At 61.0% G+C, this 15,867-nt stretch carries 15 protein-coding genes; 13 read left to right on the top strand and 2 right to left on the bottom strand.

Annotated features, from left to right (window positions below):
- Positions 1–35 precede the first annotated feature (35 nt).
- From RlegSU303_RS28745 to RlegSU303_RS28770, 6 genes are all read left to right on the top strand, one after another.
- Positions 36–923 carry a glycine betaine ABC transporter substrate-binding protein gene (locus RlegSU303_RS28745; protein ID WP_043294038.1) on the top strand — a complete coding sequence of 296 codons (888 nt, stop codon included), beginning with the start codon at positions 36–38 and terminating at the stop codon, positions 921–923.
- A 117-nt stretch (positions 924–1,040) separates the two neighbouring features.
- On the top strand, positions 1,041–2,045 hold the full coding sequence (locus RlegSU303_RS28750; protein ID WP_131718970.1) for an ornithine cyclodeaminase family protein: 1,005 nt from the start codon (positions 1,041–1,043) through the stop codon (positions 2,043–2,045).
- A 6-nt stretch (positions 2,046–2,051) separates the two neighbouring features.
- Positions 2,052–2,870: a phosphate/phosphite/phosphonate ABC transporter substrate-binding protein gene (locus tag RlegSU303_RS28755; protein WP_094088201.1), complete on the top strand. Its 819-nt coding sequence runs from the start codon at positions 2,052–2,054 to the stop codon at positions 2,868–2,870.
- A gap of 37 nt (positions 2,871–2,907) precedes the next feature.
- The gene (locus RlegSU303_RS28760) at positions 2,908–3,540 is read left to right on the top strand and encodes an ABC transporter permease (protein ID WP_003550062.1); all 633 of its coding nucleotides are present in this window, start codon (positions 2,908–2,910) and stop codon (positions 3,538–3,540) included.
- A complete protein-coding gene (locus tag RlegSU303_RS28765; RefSeq protein WP_017956660.1) occupies positions 3,537–4,172 on the top strand; it encodes an ABC transporter permease in 636 nt (211 codons plus the stop codon). The genes RlegSU303_RS28760 and RlegSU303_RS28765 overlap by 4 nt, the downstream gene beginning before the upstream one ends.
- 22 nt (positions 4,173–4,194) lie before the next feature.
- Positions 4,195–5,136, top strand: a complete 942-nt coding sequence (locus RlegSU303_RS28770; RefSeq protein WP_131718969.1) for an ABC transporter ATP-binding protein — start codon at positions 4,195–4,197, stop codon at positions 5,134–5,136.
- A gap of 82 nt (positions 5,137–5,218) precedes the next feature.
- Here the strand turns inward: RlegSU303_RS28770 and RlegSU303_RS28775 are convergent, their stop codons facing one another.
- Together RlegSU303_RS28775 and RlegSU303_RS28780 are read right to left on the bottom strand one after the other, a co-directional pair.
- Entirely contained in the window at positions 5,219–6,796 is a 1,578-nt protein-coding gene (locus RlegSU303_RS28775; RefSeq protein WP_094088199.1) for a PQQ-dependent sugar dehydrogenase, read from the bottom strand.
- Positions 6,796–7,230, bottom strand: a complete 435-nt coding sequence (locus RlegSU303_RS28780) for a DUF2231 domain-containing protein (protein ID WP_094088198.1) — start codon at positions 7,228–7,230, stop codon at positions 6,796–6,798. The genes RlegSU303_RS28775 and RlegSU303_RS28780 overlap by 1 nt, the downstream gene beginning before the upstream one ends.
- A 382-nt stretch (positions 7,231–7,612) precedes the next feature.
- Between RlegSU303_RS28780 and RlegSU303_RS28785 the strand changes: the two genes are divergently transcribed.
- From RlegSU303_RS28785 to RlegSU303_RS28815, 7 genes are all read left to right on the top strand, one after another.
- On the top strand, positions 7,613–8,641 hold the full coding sequence (locus RlegSU303_RS28785; protein ID WP_017956656.1) for a substrate-binding domain-containing protein: 1,029 nt from the start codon (positions 7,613–7,615) through the stop codon (positions 8,639–8,641).
- Positions 8,642–8,709: 68 nt separating this feature from the next.
- Positions 8,710–10,248 (top strand): sugar ABC transporter ATP-binding protein, encoded by a 1,539-nt coding sequence (locus RlegSU303_RS28790; protein ID WP_131719022.1) that lies wholly within the window; start codon positions 8,710–8,712, stop codon positions 10,246–10,248.
- A 28-nt stretch (positions 10,249–10,276) separates the two neighbouring features.
- Positions 10,277–11,269 (top strand): ABC transporter permease, encoded by a 993-nt coding sequence (locus RlegSU303_RS28795; protein ID WP_017956654.1) that lies wholly within the window; start codon positions 10,277–10,279, stop codon positions 11,267–11,269.
- A 1-nt stretch (position 11,270) separates the two neighbouring features.
- On the top strand, positions 11,271–12,275 hold the full coding sequence (locus RlegSU303_RS28800) for a sugar-binding transcriptional regulator (protein WP_017956653.1): 1,005 nt from the start codon (positions 11,271–11,273) through the stop codon (positions 12,273–12,275).
- Positions 12,272–13,267 (top strand): aldo/keto reductase, encoded by a 996-nt coding sequence (locus tag RlegSU303_RS28805; RefSeq protein WP_017956652.1) that lies wholly within the window; start codon positions 12,272–12,274, stop codon positions 13,265–13,267. The genes RlegSU303_RS28800 and RlegSU303_RS28805 overlap by 4 nt, the downstream gene beginning before the upstream one ends.
- A 12-nt stretch (positions 13,268–13,279) precedes the next feature.
- Complete coding sequence (locus RlegSU303_RS28810) at positions 13,280–15,028, top strand: glycerol-3-phosphate dehydrogenase/oxidase (protein WP_131718968.1); 1,749 nt, start codon at positions 13,280–13,282, stop codon at positions 15,026–15,028.
- The gene (locus RlegSU303_RS28815; RefSeq protein WP_231283884.1) at positions 15,001–15,843 is read left to right on the top strand and encodes a class I fructose-bisphosphate aldolase; all 843 of its coding nucleotides are present in this window, start codon (positions 15,001–15,003) and stop codon (positions 15,841–15,843) included. Before RlegSU303_RS28810 ends, RlegSU303_RS28815 begins: the two co-directional genes overlap by 28 nt.
- Positions 15,844–15,867 lie beyond the last annotated feature (24 nt).

Here is a 15,867-nt window from a genome sequence, read left to right on the forward strand (position 1 = left end):
TTCGTTCATTGAAAAGTCAACAAGAGGGAATGACTATGAAAAATTGGACAAAAGGCATCTTTGCAGCCGGCATCATGGCAGCCGCCCTGTTCCAGTCTGCATCCGCAGAGACCATCAAGGTCGGCAGCAAGAATTTCACCGAGCAGTTTATCCTCGCCGAAATGTACGCCGCCGTTTTGGAAAATGCCGGCATCACCGTCGAGCGCAAGATCAATCTCGGCGGCACGCTGATTGCTCACCAGGCATTGGTGACCGGCGAGATCGATCTCTATCCGGAATATACCGGCACGGCGCTCGCTTCTGTCGTCAAGGGTGAGATGTCGACCGATGCCGAGAAGGTCTACACGCAGGTCAAGGACTTCTACGCCAAGCAGTTCAATCTCACCTGGCTGAAGCCGAGCGGCATCAACAATGGCTATGTCATCGTGGTCCGTCAGGAAACGGCGCAGGCCAACAATCTGAAGAGCCTGTCGGATCTCGCCAAGGTTTCCAAGACCCTGGTCTTCGGCGGCGGCGCTGAATTTCCGGACCGCGCCGATGGCTTGCCCGGCCTGAAGCGTGTCTACGACGCCGAGTTCAAGGAGTTCAAGCAGTTTGCCAAGCTTGGCCTTCGTTATGACGCGCTGGAACAAAAGGACATTGACGTTGCCAATGGTGCGGCGACCGACTGGCAGATCGGCTCGAAGAACCTCGTGCCGCTGGCAGACGACAAGGGTCTGTTTCCGCCCTACTACGTGGCCCCTGTTGTCCGCCAGGACGTGCTGAAGGCCAATCCGAAGGTTGCCGAACTGCTGGAAGCGGTCGGCTCCCTTCTCGACAATGAGAAAATGCGTGTCCTCAATGCCAAGGTCGAGACCGATCACGAGGAAGCCAAGGACGTGGCGGTCGAATTCCTCAAGGAAAACGGCCTGCTGCCGAAATGATTGTCACGCCCGCGGCCGGATATCGATCCGGCCGCGACCTGGCGTGGCGAACTTCTTACGGTGTTTGTTCGAAATCCGTCCGCTCAGCAGCCGGACTGGAATGTGGAGAAGCGGGAAATGCAGGAAATCTGGATCGAATATCTCAATGCTCTCGATGCCAAGGCGCTGGCGCTGACGGATGACGAGATTCTCGATGCGGTGTCGAAAGCACTGGATGCGCAGGGCAGGGGCGAAACCGTCATCGAGCCGCGGGTTCATCTTGTGCCGGAGAGCTCCGACAAAGGCCATTTCAACGTGCTTCGCGGCTATGTCAAAGCGCTGAATTATGCCGGCGTCAAAGTCGTCGGCGACTTCGTCGACAACTACAAGGTCGATCTGCCCTCGGAGCTTGCGGTCCTCAACCTGTTCGATCCGAACACCGGCGTACCGAAGGCCATCATCGACGCAACTGCCATCACCGACATGCGCACCGGCGCCGTGACCGCCCTTGGCGCAAAATATCTCGCCCGCAAGGACAGCAAGATTCTCGGCCATATCGGCGCCCGCGGAACCTCCTACTGGAATGTCCGCCTTCTCGATCATCTCTTCGACTTCGATGAAATCCGCGTGCATTCGCGCCGCCCGGAAAGTCGTAATGCCTTCGCAAAGCGTCTTGAGGCAGATCTCGGCAAGGGGATCATCGTCACCGACAATTGGCAGGATTGCCTCAACGGCGCCGATATCATGGTCGAGGCCAGCCGCCTGCCGGAACCGGCGCCGCTGTTCAAGACGGAATGGGTGAAGAAGGGAGCCTTCGTCGTGCCTTATGGCACGATGAGCGCGCTTGAATTCGATCTCACCGATATCATGGACAAGGTCGTCGTCGACGATTGGGGACAATGCGGCCCCGGCAAGCCGTTCGGAGCGCTTCGTCGTCATGTCGATGAGGGCAAGGTGACGGCCGAGAATTTGCATGCCGAAATCGGCCAGATCGTCTGCGGCATGAAACCCGGCCGCGAGAGCGACGAGGAGACGATCCTGTTTTGGCATCGCGGCCTCAGCACGACCGACGTGGCGCTCGGCGCCGCCATGGTGGAGAAGGCCAGGGTGATGAATATCGGCCAGCGCCTGCGGTTTGCATAAATAGCCATGGTCATATGCAAGCCAATCGCCTGTTCGAGAATGTATAATCTCAGCCCGCGCATTCGCGGCCTGTGGGACGCGCTGTTTGCGTTGGTCAGCCTACGTTCCGGCGTCGAGCTCGAGATCATCGCCCATGCAGCACCGGCACCCTTGTCGGAATTATGGGCGAGGCCGGACATGGGAGCGGTCTTCATGTGCGGCTACCCGTTTTCGCGCACGCCCGAGGGCTTAAGACCGGCTGCCGTTGCTGCACCGGTCTCGAGCGAAGCATGGTCTTTGGAGCAGCCGCTCTATGCCAGCCACATCCTCGTCGCCTCCACCGGGCCGGTGAACGCGGTGGCGGATCTCGCTGCGGCACGCTGGGGCTGGACCGTGCGCGATTCCCAATCGGGCTACCACGCGGCGCGTTCCTTCCTTGCCGGCCAGTTTGCCGGGAAAATGAAGCCGAGCATGACGGTCGGACCGCTGCTCAACCCTTCAGGCATCATCGCCGCTCTCAAGGACGGCAGGATCGATGCGGGCGCGATGGATGCTTATGCCTTCCAATTGTTGTCGATGCACGAACGCGACGAAATCGATGGTCTTCGCATTCTGGCCACGACCGATCCGCTTCCTGCGCCGCTATTGGTTGCCGCGCAAACATTACCCGCGGACATCGCCACAGCGTTACAGCGGAGCCTCGTGACGTTGCATGAAACGTCTGAGGGAGCGGCGGCTTTGAAACGGCTCGGCCTCAGACGATTTTCGGCGGTCGTTCCGTCGGCCTACGATGTTCTGCCGCAGAGAGCCGACGACGCCGATCGCAGATTGGGGATCTCATGGTAGACAGGCGAACGAGCGCCCGGACGCGGAGGTCTCGACGATGAAATGGGTCCCTAAACACCTCGATCGGCTGTTCGAAGCGCTGTTGGAGCACCTGTATCTCGTTTTTTCCTCGGTCGGCATTGCCCTGGTGATCTCGCTGATCGTCGGGATATGGGCGGCAAGGCGACCGCGGAGCTTCGCGGTTATCATCATCTTCACCGGTATCCTGTTCGCCGTGCCGAGCCTGGCGCTGTTTGCGCTTCTCATCCCCATCATGGGGATTGGGGCGGCACCTGCCATTACCGGTCTTGCCGCCTACTCGCTGATGATCCTGATCCGCAATATCGGCATGGGGTTTCAGGCAATTCCGCGTGACATACTCGAAGCTGCCGATGGCATGGGCTACGGCACGGCGCGCCGGATCTGGGAGGTCGAGCTGCCGCTGGCGATGCCCTATATCGTCGGCGGCATCCGCATTGCCATGGTGACGGTCATCGGCATCGCGACTGTTGCCGCCTATATCAATGCCGGCGGGCTCGGCGTCATCATTTTCGAAGGCATCGACCAGCGGTTTCCCGAAAAAATCATCGCGGGCGGGCTGCTGACGTCATTTCTGGCGCTCTTTGCCGACTACTGTTTTGCATCGTTCGAAAAGCTGCTGCGCCGGCGCAGTGGAGGTAAAGCAGCATGATCGTTATCGATGCATTCAGCTGGATCTTCAGCAACTCCGGCGCCTTCTTCAACGCTTTCAATCGCCATCTTCTGATGTGCGTCCTATCGCTCGGCATCGCTTTCGTCATTGCCGTGCCACTCGGATTTGCCGTAGCACGGGCACCTCGCGCCGCCTTTGCCGTGGTCAATATTGCCGGCGCCTTGCGCTCCATCCCGAGCCTTGCGATCCTGTCGGCGGCGATGCCGTTTCTCGGCATCGGATTGTTGCCGTCGGTGGTCGCCCTCATCGTCCTTGCCGTGCCGCCGTTGCTGTTGAGCACGATCATCGGCATCCGCGAGATCGACGCCTCGGTGATCGATGCGGCCGATGGAATGGGTATGAGCGCCGGACAGATGCTGCGGGAGATCGAACTTCCTCTGGCCGTGCCCTCGATTCTGTCAGGCGTCAGGACGAGTGCCATCCAGGTCATCGGCGGGGCGGCGCTGGCCTCCTTCATCGGCGGCGGCGGGCTTGGCGATTTCATCAATGCCGGCATTGCGATCATGAACATGCCGCGTCTTCTCGTCGGAGCGGTTCCGATCGCCCTACTCGCGATCTTTGCGGAATTGGCGTTCGGCGCCCTGGAGCGCGTTTTCACTCAACGGCGGTAAGCGGCCGAAAGCGGATATCAGGATGATTCATCTCGACCATGTTACGAAGAATTACGACGGAAGCGGCTCGCATGCGGTCGACAATCTCGATCTCCTGATCGAGACCGGTTCGACGGTTGCGCTGATCGGTCCTTCGGGCTGCGGCAAGACCACGACCATGCGCATGATCAATCAGTTGGAGACGCCCACGGCGGGACGGGTGCTGGTCGATGGCAGAGATATCGCCCGGGTCGATCAGAAAGAACTGCGCCGCAGCATCGGCTATGTCATCCAGCAAGTTGGTCTGTTTCCGCATATGTCGATCGCACGCAATGTCGCGACCGTGCCGCGGCTTCTCGGTTGGGAAAAGGCGCGCAGCGATCGTCGGGTCGACGAGCTCCTGGATCTCGTCGGACTTGATCCGACCATCATGCGGCAGCGCCTGCCACACGAATTGTCGGGCGGGCAGCGCCAGCGCGTCGGTTTCGCGCGCGCTCTCGCCGCCGACCCTGCCATCATGCTGATGGACGAACCGTTCGGTGCGATCGATCCGATCACTCGCGTTCGGCTTCAGGACGAATTCCGGGATATTCTCAGGAAGGTGAAGAAGACCGTCGTCATCGTCACCCATGACCTCGATGAGGCAATCAAGATGGGTGATCGCATCGCCATCATGCGGGATGGTCGCCTCCTTCAATATGATACCCCGCAGGAAATCCTCGCGCGTCCCGTTAATGAATTCGTCGAGAGTTTCCTCGGTCCCGACCGGGCTATAAAAAGGCTAAGCTTGATTGCCGTATCGATGATCATGACTGCTCCGGAACCGTCGAAAGGCGATGCCGAGATTGCCGCTGATGCCACGGTTCACGACGCCTTGGCGCTCATCCTCTCCGGTGAGATGCCGGGCCTGCAGGTCAAAGCCGCAGATGGGACACTTGTCGGGTATTTGTCTCGTGACACCTTGTTGCGCGCCAATCGGCTGTAGAGCAATTCGGTCCTGCGCCCGGAATTGTGGTCGGAATGGCCGTAGGCTCCATTCGGAGCCTCGGATTTCGGCACCTCCGAATTTAAGGACCGGTTGCGGGGGCAATCTCCATCTGCGCAGGCCGGCGCTCATCCTGTCGTTGGCCGGAAGGTGGTGGTGCCAGGCCGGTCGGGCGCTTAGCGGGCGATGCCGATGGTGTTTGGGATTGAGCAGCCGATCCCGTCATCTCCGTTCCGATGTTTGGATCTCCATCGGGAGTCTGATCTCGCGCCGCATTCGTCGAAGCTTGCAATTTCACTTGGTCCGTGCCGATTGGCTGCGGCGTGATTTTGCCGTCGGACGACGATATGCGCCAGACGGTATTGCCGGCGTCATCGGCGACGAGCAGCGCTCCCGTCCCGTCGATCTCGACGCCAACCGGCCGTCCCTTCGCCTGGTCGCCCTGGATAAACGCTGTGACGACGTCCTGCGCCTTGCCGGATGGCTTGTCGTTTTCGAATGGTACGTACACGACTTTGTAGCCGTTGAAGCTGTCCCGATTCCAACTGCCGTGCTCGCCGATGAAGGCGCCGTTGGCGTAGGCGGCCGGCAGCGCTGAATTCATAGAAAAGGTCAGTCCGAGCGCGGCGACATGGCTCGACAGCGCATAATCCGGTGGGATCGCCCTTTCGACCATGTCGGGACGCGGCGGATGCACGCGCGCATCGACATGCTTGCCATAATAGCTCCATGGCCAGCCATAGAAACCACCTTCCATGACCGAGGTCATGTAATCGGGAACGAGGTCCGGTCCGAGTTCGTCGCGCTCGTTGACGACCGTCCAGAGCACACCTGTCTCAGGGTTGAAGGTGAGGCCGTTCGGATTGCGCAGACCTGAGGCAAAGACCCGCGCCGCGCCGGTGTGCCGGTCGACCTGCCAGATCGCTGCACGGCCCTTTTCCGCCTCAAGCCCGTTCTCGGCGACGTTGGAATTCGAGCCGACCGAGACGTAAAGCATCTGCCCGTCGGGGCTCAGCGCCAGATCCTTGGTCCAGTGATGATTGATCGGACCACCCGGCAAGGGCGTCAGGGTTTTCGGTTGGGCGGTGATTTCATTCTGGCCAAGTTCATAGGGGTAGGCGAGTATGGCGGACGTCGAGGCGACGTAGAGCGTGTTGTCGACCCAGGCGACACCGAACGGCGAATCGAGTTTCTTCAGAAGATCGTGCCTCTCATCCACTTTGCCGTCGCGGTTCGCGTCACGCAGCAGTGTGATAACGTTGCTTTCCTTCTGCTCGCCGCCGCCACCACGAGCGATCGACATGATCCAGCCCCGGATCAAATCCTTCGGCCGTGAGGTCGGTTTGCCGGACGGGCCGCGCGACTGAATCACCAGTACGTCGCCGTTCGGCAAGGTGTGGACTGTCCTCGGATTGGCGAGGTCCTTGGCGTAAGCAGTGACCGTCAAACCATTCGGAACGGCCGGCGTCTCACCATCCTTCCAGCCAACGACCTCCGCTACCTTCAGATCAGGCAGCAGTGAGGCGGTTGGTTCCGGAAGGACGGGATTCGGTCCGATCTGCTGAGAGATATCAAAATCTCCGCTTTGAGCGTCAGCGGCAAGACCGACGCCAAGAGATATCGACAGAACCGAAGCGCCGAGTATCTGGGATTTTTTCATCATATCCTCCAGGCCAGTCTGGCATATTTTCGAGCGGAAACTGCTGCGGCCACCAGGCACAAGACAAAGGTGAGGGCCGAAAGCATCAGTCCATATGGGACGACGGCCGTCCATCCATCGCCGGCATGGATAAGGTTGTTGGCAAAGGCAATGCCCAGTATGATCAGATAGAGGAGCGCGGACAGGATCGGCGGCCGCAAAGGGCGGGTGCGGGGACGCATCAGATCCATCAATCCGGCCAGAATCGCAAGCGAGCCCAACATAAGCCCGGCGAGCAACAACCATGCAGAGAAATTCTGCCACATCAGATTGCCGGTCTGCCAGAAAGCGATATCGGTCGCTAGCGCGAGCGTGAAGCAGACGAAGGGAAAGGGGACGAACAGCGACTGCATCGGATAGGCGGCCGAGTCTCGATTGCTGGCGGATATAGCCATCGCACGCTCCGTGGGGCTGAGAGCTTGAGGATGCCTATCCAACCCGCGGCGAGAGCAGATGGTTCCGTTGCAGTACCTTGGAAAGAGCAACCTTCGTCGCTCAAATAACCCCTCAACTGCTCTGTCCCCTGTCAGCGGTAATAATCCAAGCACGAGAATCAAACAGTACGCCTTCTAAACGCCCCTAAGGCGCTATCGACATCCCGTCACACGTCTTTTGTGAAATATATTTCACAGCATGAATTATATTGACAGCGCTCTGCCGTTGCGATTATCTGCCCGTACCGGACTTCGAGGAGGAACTCCGGTCTTCAATGGATCATCGGCAGCCGCTGAGGCGCCGCCGGATATTTGGGAGGGGCTTCGGCCTCGAGGAGGAAACTTGCGCAAATTTCTAAGCACGACCGCATTGGCGGTCCTCGCATCGACGCTTTTCGCCGGCGTGGCCAGCGCGGACACGGAAAATCCGTTCCGCTGCAAGCCCGGTGAAAAATACGTCATGAACGTCATGGTATCGGGCGTCGAATATTGGTTCCCGGTCTATGAAATGTTCAAGCAGGCCGGTCAGCAGCTCGGTTGCGAGACCGCCTATACCGGCACGCCGGAATATGACGTCAACAAGCAGATCGCCACCTTCGACCAGGCGCTGGCCCAGAACCCGGCCGGTATTCTCGTTCACCCGATGAACTCCGATCCGTTCATCGAGCCGATCAACCGGGCGATCGACCAGGGCACGGCGGTGGTGACCTTCGCAGCTGATGCGCCGCTCTCCAAGCGCATCTCGTTCGTCACGTCGGACAATACCCGCGAAGGCACCTATGCGGCAGACGCGATTGCCGAAAAGATGGGCGGCAAGGGTGAATATGCCGTTCTCGAAAATCCGGGCCAGGACAACCACGACAAGCGTATCGCCGCCTTCATCGCCCGTATGGAGGAAAAATATCCTGATATGAAGCTGGTCGGCCGCGCTGCGTCCAACCAGGACCCGAACAAGGCCTATCAGGGCTTGATGAGCCTGGTGCAGGCACATCCGAACATCGGCGCCGTCTTCATGCCGGAAGCGAACTCGGCCATCGGCGCTTCGCAGGCCAACAAGGAAAGCGGCGGCAAGATCCTCGTCATGTGTGCCGACGTCAACGCCAACATCCTCGACATGATCAAGGCGGGCGAAGTGTTCGGCTCGATCAATCCGAACCAGGGCATGCAGGGTTATATGGGCTTCATGCTCTTGTGGCTTGCAAAACATCCGGAACTCATCGACCCGATGAACGACGCCAAGCGCGTCGGCTTCAATCCGATGAGCATTCCGTTCGTCGACAACGGCCTGTCGATCGTCACGGCTGCCAATGCCGACGACTTCTACTGGGACAAGTACCTGAAGCGGCGGGGCACCAAAGGCATCGAGGAGTAAGCCTTTGTGCCGGCTGTCCGGGGCAGGAAACTCCGGACAGCCACCGCGAGCGTGAGGAGGGGACGATGATGGTGTCGGTGCCGGTTCTGGAAATCCGCAATGTCAGCAAGCACTTCGGTGCGGTGAAGGCGTTGACGGAGGTGAGCTTCAGCCTGGAAAAAGGCGAGGTTCATGCGCTTTGCGGCGAAAACGGCGCGGGCAAGTCGACGCTGATGAACATCATTGCCGGCGTGCTGCAGCCGACCGAGGGAGACGTTCTCGTCGATGGCGCGCCGGTAAAGGTAACGTCGCCGGCCGTGGCGCAATCGCTCGGGCTGGGGCTCGTGCATCAGGAAATCGCGCTCTGCCCCGATGCGACGGTGGCCGAGAACATGTTCATGGCCGCGACCAACCGCCGCCGCTCGCCTTTCATGAACTATGGCCGGCTGGAGCGGGATGCACAGGTCGTGATGAACCGTCTGGCGCCGATCGACGTGCGCCGCAAAGTCGGCGACTTGTCGATTTCCAGCCAGCAGCTTGTCGAGATCGCCAAGGCGCTGACGCTCGATTGCCGGGTGCTGATCTTCGACGAACCGACGGCGGCATTGACGGAATCGGAGACGCAGATCCTGTTCGGAATCATCCGCGACCTCAAGGCGCAGGGAATTTCGATCATTTATATCAGCCACCGCATGGCCGAAATCTTCAGCCTGTGCGACCGGGTCACCGTGTTTCGCGATGGCCGTTATGTCTCGACGGAGAAAGTGGCGGATTTGACGCCGGATGATGTGGTGCGCCGCATGGTCGGGCGCGAGATTACCCAGCTCTATCCAGAAAAGCAGGCTCCCGCGGAGCGGACCGATGAGATTATTCTGAGCGTTCGCGATCTCGGCGACGGCAGCCGCTTCACGGATGTCAGCTTCGACCTGCGCAAAGGGGAAATTCTTGGCGTCGGCGGGCTGATCGGCTCGGGCCGCACCGAGATAGCCGAAGGTATTTGCGGATTGCGGCCGGTAACCGGCGGCGAAGTGCAACTGCATGGACAGCGGCTGCGGGCGCGCTCCTATGCGCAGGCCGCGCAGGCGGGCGTCGTCTACCTGTCGGAAGACCGGAAAGGCTCCGGCATTTTCCTCGATCTTTCCATCGCCCAGAACATTGCCGTTCTCGATTTGAAATCGCTGACCGGACGGCTGGGACTATTGAATTCCAAGGCCGAGGCGGATCGTGCCCACAACCTGGTCCGGCGGCTCGGCGTGCGGATGGGTGGCATCGACATGCCGGTCTCATCGCTGTCCGGCGGAAACCAGCAGAAGGTGGCGATTGCCAAGCAGCTGGCGGTCAATCCCAAGGCGATCCTGATGGATGAGCCGACCCGCGGCATCGATGTCGGCGCCAAATCGGAAATCCACCGGCTGCTGCGCGATCTCGCGCGCTCCGGCATCGGCATCGTCGTCATCTCGTCGGAACTGCCGGAACTTCTCGGTCTGTGCGACCGGGTGTTGGTCATCCACGAAGGCACGGTTGCAGGCGAGGTCGAGGGCGAGGCGATGACGGAGGAAGCGATCATGCGGCTCGCCTCGGGTATCGGCGGCCACAACAATTCGAAGGCATCAGAGCATGCCGCGTAGGGAAAAAGCAGGGGCAGGAGGCAGGGTCATGGCGGACGCTACATTGGCAACGGCACATCAGGCACGCGCGCCCGGCTGGAAACGGCTGGGGACGATGCGCGAGGCGGGACTGATCGCGATCATCCTGGCGCTCTGCATCGTCATGAGTTTTGCCTCGCCGCATTTTCTGACGCTCGGCAACTTCCGGGCGATGCTGATGTCGTTTTCGGTGGAAGGGATCGTCGTCGTCGGCATGACCATCCTGTTGATCGTCGGCGGCATCGACCTGTCGGTCGGCTCGGTCGTCTGCTTCTCGATGGTGCTGTCGGGCTCGCTGTTCCTGATGGGGCTCGATCCGTGGAGCGCATCCCTGATCGGCATTATTGCCAGCGGCCTGATCGGCTGCGTCATGGGCTTCTTCGTCACGATCGTCGGGCTCAACCACTTCATTACCTCGCTTGCGGCCATGGTCATCGTGCGCGGTATCTGCCTGATCATCACCAAGGGCACACCGCTGTCGCTATTCACCTTGCCGCCCTCGTTCAAGGCGGTCGGGCAGGGCACATTCTATGGCGTCCCCTATGTGATCCTGATTTTTGTCGCGGTCGTCGTGCTGTTCGATTTCCTGCTGCGCCGGGCAACCGCCTTCCGCAAGGTGTTCTACACCGGCAGCAACGAGAAGGCGGCGCTCTATTCCGGCATCAAGACCAACCAGGTGAAGTTCTGGGTGACGGTGCTCTGCGCCACGCTGTCCGGTGTTGCCGGGGTGATCTACATGTCCCGCTTCGGTGCCGCGACCCCGACCTTTGGCGTCGGCATGGAACTCAACATCATCGCAGCCGCGGTGATCGGCGGTGCGTCGCTGAATGGCGGTTCCGGCACGATCCTGGGCGCAATCCTCGGTATTGCCCTGCTGTCGGTCGTAACAAGCTCATTGATCTTGCTCGACGTGTCTGTCTATTGGCAAGACATGATCAAAGGCTGCATTCTGCTTGCCGCCGTCTCGATCGACCATTTCCTGCACAAGCGGAAGGCTGCCTGATATGCCGATAGCCAAGCTCAAACCCGCAAATGCGCCGCGCGAGGAAATCGTCATCGCCCGGCAGATGCACCAGGCTCTGGTCCTGCATTTCCTCGAGGGACTGACACAGGCGCAGATTGCCGATCAGCTCGGCATCTCGCACGCCACCGTCAACCGCCTGATCAAGCGCGGCCGCCAGCTCGGCCTGGTCGAGATCAAGATCAAGTCGCCGGTCGAGCCGCTGGTCGATATGGAAGAACGGCTACAAGCGCTTGGCGGCATCGGCCGCGCCGTGGTGGTGCCGACGGTGTCCGAAAACCCGCAGACGGCACTTCAAGCCGTCGGCGAAGCGGCAGCGAGGTTGCTGCTGGAAGAGATCACAGACGGCGATACGATCTGCATCACCGGCGGCAAAGGGGTAAGCGCCGTCGTCGCCGGCCTGCAGCCGCCGCGTCGTTTTGATGTCGAAGTCATTCCAGCAACCGGCTGCGTGCAAGGTAAGCACTATACCGATGTCAACCATGTCTCGACCTTGATGGCCGACCGGCTTGGGGGGCGTTCCTACCAGATCCACGCGCCCCTCTTTGCCGATAATGCCGAGCAGCGGGCGATGCTGATCAACATGCGTTCCGTCGCAGACGTTTTCAAACGGGGGCGCGAGGCGAAGGTGGCGGTGGTCGGCATCGGCTCGATCCTGTCGGACGATTCGAGCTATTATGACCTGCATCCGTCCTCGAGCACCGACCGCGCCGCGATCGAGCGCTCCGGCGCCTCCTGCGAATTGCTGGCGCATCTGCTCGATGATCATGGCCAGGTCTGCGACTACAGCCTCAACCGTTCGCTGGTGTCGCTGACGCTGCCGGAATTCGCCTCGATCCCCACCAAGATCGGTGTGGCGAGCGGGCCGAACAAGGCGGGCCCGATCCTCAGCGTTCTGCGCGGCAATCATCTGGATACGCTGGTGACCGATGAGGCGACGGGTGCGCGGGTGCTGGCACTGGCGAATGGCGAAGGGAAATGGGCATGAGCGGACAGCAACTGACACGTGAGATCGGCAAATCGGGCGTTTCCGCCTCGGCGGTCGGACTGGGCACCTGGGCGATCGGCGGCTGGATGTGGGGCGGGACCGATGAGGACGAATCCATCGCCGCCATCCAGGCATCGCTCGATGCCGGCGTGACGCTGATCGACACGGCGCCGGCCTATGGGCTTGGACGTTCCGAGGAGATTGTCGGCAAGGCGCTGACCGGGCGCCGCGACAAGGCTGTCATCGCCACCAAATGCGGTCTTGTCTGGCATACGCAGAAGGGCCGTCATTTCTTCGACCAGGGCGGCAAGCCGGTGCACCGTTATCTCGGCCGCGACGCGATCCTGCATGAGGTCGAGGAAAGTCTGAGGCGGCTCGGAACCGACTATATCGACCTCTACATCACTCATTGGCAGGATCCGACGACCCCGATCGAGGAAACGATGCGGGCGCTGGAAGATCTGCGCATATCGGGCAAGATCCGGGCGATCGGCGCAAGCAATGTCAGCCCCGACGACCTCAATGCCTATATCGCTGCCGGTGGTCTCGACGCGATCCAGGAGCGGTTCAGCATGATCGACCGCGAGATCGAGGCGGAGCTTCTGCCGCTGACCGGGGCCAACGGCATTGCGACGCTGAGCTACTCGTCGCTGGCCTTGGGGTTGCTGTCCGGCACCATCGGTCCTGACCGGGTGTTCTCAGGCGACGACCAGCGCAAGGGCAATCCGCGCTTTTCGGTCGGCAACCGCCAGAAGGCAACGTTGCTGGCCGACGCCATCCGGCCCGTCGCCGAAAAACACGGCGCCAGCATCGCCCAGATCGTGATTGCGTGGACGTTGGCGCAGCCGGGCGTCACCTTTGCACTTTGCGGGGCGCGCAATCCGGCACAGGCGCTCGACAATGCGCGGGCGGGGACCATCCGGCTGGATGCGGCCGATCTTGGGGCCATCGATACGGCCATAGTGGCGAAACTGACTGACATGGACAGGTAGCGGATCGCCATCATGAAACGGCAAGAGATATTGGACGGGCTCCGCCAGAGCCCGAAGGTGGACGTGTGTGTCATCGGCGGCGGCATCAACGGCATCAGCGTCTTTCGGGAGCTGTCGCTGCAGGGGCTGAATGTGCTGCTCGTCGAGAAACACGACTATTGCTCCGGGGCCAGTTCGGCGCTGTCGCGCATGGTGCATGGCGGGCTTCGCTATCTTGAAAACGGCGAATTCAAGCTGGTGCAGGAATCGCTGGTCGAGCGGGACCGGCTGCTGCGCAATGCGCCGCATTACGTTGCGCCGCTGCCGACGACGGTGCCGGTGTTCGATATCTTTTCCGGCCTCGGCAATGGCATCGTCCGCTTCCTGGGCCTCAGCCGCCGCCCGAGCCGGCGTGGCGCTATCGCCATCAAGGCGGGCCTGAGCATCTATGATTTCCTGACCCGCAAACGGGCGCTGATGCCGCGCCACCAATTTCGCGGCCGGCGCAGAACGCTTGCCAAGTGGCCGGCGCTCAATCCCGACATCAAGAGTTCGGCCACCTATTTCGACGCCTGGGTCAGCCATCCGGAGCGGCTAGGCATCGAGCTTCTGCAGGATGGTCTTTCGACAAAGTTCGGAGCGATGGCGCTGAACTATGCGGAACTTCAGCGGACAGAGGATGGTCAGTACCGCGTCGAAGACCAGATCGGCGGCGCGTCCATTGCCGTCGAACCGACGCTGATCATCAACGCCACCGGCGGCTGGATCGACATCGCCAATCAGACCCTGTTTTCGCCAGAAGGGCGGCCGGCTCCGCTGATGGGCGGCACCAAGGGCTCGCATTTGATCGTCGACAATGCGGATCTGCGCGACGCGCTCGCCGGTCACATGATCTACTATGAGAACGCAGACGGTCGGATCTGCATCCTGTTTCCGTATCTCGGCAAGGTTCTCGTCGGTTCGACCGATATCCGCACCGATGATCCGGAAACGGTGCGCTGCGAGGCCGACGAGCGGGATTATATCCAGCAATCGCTCGCCTTCGTCCTGCCAAGCATCCCAATCCGGCCGGAACAGATCGTTTTCCAGTTTTCCGGCGTTCGGCCGCTGCCGGCCAGCACCGACAGCTTTACCGGGCGCATTCCGCGCGATCATTTCTGCACGGTCGTAGAGCCGAAGGATGGCGGCCCACCGGTTCTGTGCATGATCGGCGGCAAGTGGACGACATTCCGATCCTTCGGGGAACTGGCGGCCGACATGGCTCTGGAACGGCTAGGCAGGCAGCGCCGCGTTGCGACAACCGATCGGCCGATCGGCGGCGGGCAGGCATTTCCCGCCAACGCGCCTGTCTGGCTTGCGCAGGTGGCGGCCAGCAAAGGCCTTTCCATCCGGCGCATGGCTGAGCTGTTTGCTCGATACGGCACGGATGCCGAGGCGGTTGCCGGCTTCATCGCCGCCGGCCCCGATGCAGTGTTGCCGCACGCCGGCTACTCGGTGCGCGAGTTGCAGTTCCTGATCCGCTGCGAAGCGGTGGAACATCTCGACGACCTGCTTTTGCGGCGCACGACGCTGGCCGTTTCAGGCGAGCTTTCGCTCGAGATGATGGATGCCGTACTCGACCTGCTGGCGCAGGAAAAGCACTGGACGCTCGCGCATCGCACCCGTGAGCGCGACCGTTTTCTCACCCTTCTCACCGAACGCCACGGCGTCGACGAAGACATGCTTTCGGCAAGGAACGAACCAAGGAGCATAGAATGCGACACAACAGCAAAGTCCGGTTGAACCGGCTGTTCGGCGGCGGCCGCTGCCTCGACGTGGCGATCGATCATGGCGTCTGCAACGAACCGTCCTTCCTCAACGGGCTGGAGGACATTCAGGCCGTCGTCAAGGCGCTGGTTTCTGCCGGGCCGGATGCGATCCAGATGAATTACGGCCAGGCGGACCTGCTGCAGGAGGTACCCGGCAAGGACAAGCCGGCGCTGGTCATGCGCATCGACATGGGCAATCCCTATAACCGGATCCGCCACCGCGACATGTGGGCGGTGCTGCAGAACGAGGCCGAGCCGTTGATCGGCGCGATCGAAATTGATGCGGCCTGCGTCGTCGTCAACCTGTTCATGCTGCCGGACGAGCCGGACCTGTTCCGCCAATGCGTGCAGAACATTTCCCGGGTGCGGGCCGATTGCGACAAGTATGGCATGCCGCTGATGATCGAGCCGCTGGTAATGCAGCCGGTCACCGAAAAGGGCGGTTACATGGTCGATGGCGATGCCGACAAAATCGTTACCTTGACGCGGCTCGCCCGCGAGATGGGGGCGGATATCGTCAAGGCGGATCCGACCACCAATGCCGAGGATTTCCACAGAGTGGTGGAAGCAGCCCGTTGCCCGGTTCTCGTCCGCGGCGGCGGCAAGGAAGATCTTCGTGCCGTCTTCGACAAATCCGCAGCATTGATGCGACAGGGCGCAATGGGCATGGTCTATGGGCGCAACATCTATCAGCACGCCAATCCGAGTGCCGTGGTGCGCGGGCTGATGGCGATCGTGCACGAGGATGCGAGCGGCGAACAGGCCTTTGCACTCTATCAGCAGGGCTGAGTGGCGATTTCGAATCTTGGGAGG

It is taken from the genome of Rhizobium sp. SU303, assembly GCF_021052345.1.
GTDB classification, from domain to species: Bacteria; Pseudomonadota; Alphaproteobacteria; order Rhizobiales; family Rhizobiaceae; genus Rhizobium; species Rhizobium laguerreae.

Bases quoted from the DNA above. Each gene is read 5' to 3' on its own strand.
- RlegSU303_RS28745 (WP_043294038.1), top strand. From the start codon at position 36: ATGAAAAATTGGACAAAAGGCATCTTTGCAGCCGGCATCATGGCAGCC.
- RlegSU303_RS28750 (WP_131718970.1), top strand. From the start codon at position 1,041: ATGCAGGAAATCTGGATCGAATATCTCAATGCTCTCGATGCCAAGGCG.
- RlegSU303_RS28755 (WP_094088201.1), top strand. From the start codon at position 2,052: ATGGTCATATGCAAGCCAATCGCCTGTTCGAGAATGTATAATCTCAGC.
- RlegSU303_RS28760 (WP_003550062.1), top strand. From the start codon at position 2,908: ATGAAATGGGTCCCTAAACACCTCGATCGGCTGTTCGAAGCGCTGTTG.
- RlegSU303_RS28765 (WP_017956660.1), top strand. From the start codon at position 3,537: ATGATCGTTATCGATGCATTCAGCTGGATCTTCAGCAACTCCGGCGCC.
- RlegSU303_RS28770 (WP_131718969.1), top strand. From the start codon at position 4,195: ATGATTCATCTCGACCATGTTACGAAGAATTACGACGGAAGCGGCTCG.
- RlegSU303_RS28775 (WP_094088199.1), bottom strand. From the start codon at position 6,796: ATGAAAAAATCCCAGATACTCGGCGCTTCGGTTCTGTCGATATCTCTT.
- RlegSU303_RS28780 (WP_094088198.1), bottom strand. From the start codon at position 7,230: ATGGCTATATCCGCCAGCAATCGAGACTCGGCCGCCTATCCGATGCAG.
- RlegSU303_RS28790 (WP_131719022.1), top strand. From the start codon at position 8,710: ATGGTGTCGGTGCCGGTTCTGGAAATCCGCAATGTCAGCAAGCACTTC.
- RlegSU303_RS28795 (WP_017956654.1), top strand. From the start codon at position 10,277: ATGGCGGACGCTACATTGGCAACGGCACATCAGGCACGCGCGCCCGGC.
- RlegSU303_RS28800 (WP_017956653.1), top strand. From the start codon at position 11,271: ATGCCGATAGCCAAGCTCAAACCCGCAAATGCGCCGCGCGAGGAAATC.
- RlegSU303_RS28805 (WP_017956652.1), top strand. From the start codon at position 12,272: ATGAGCGGACAGCAACTGACACGTGAGATCGGCAAATCGGGCGTTTCC.
- RlegSU303_RS28810 (WP_131718968.1), top strand. From the start codon at position 13,280: ATGAAACGGCAAGAGATATTGGACGGGCTCCGCCAGAGCCCGAAGGTG.
- RlegSU303_RS28815 (WP_231283884.1), top strand. From the start codon at position 15,001: ATGCGACACAACAGCAAAGTCCGGTTGAACCGGCTGTTCGGCGGCGGC.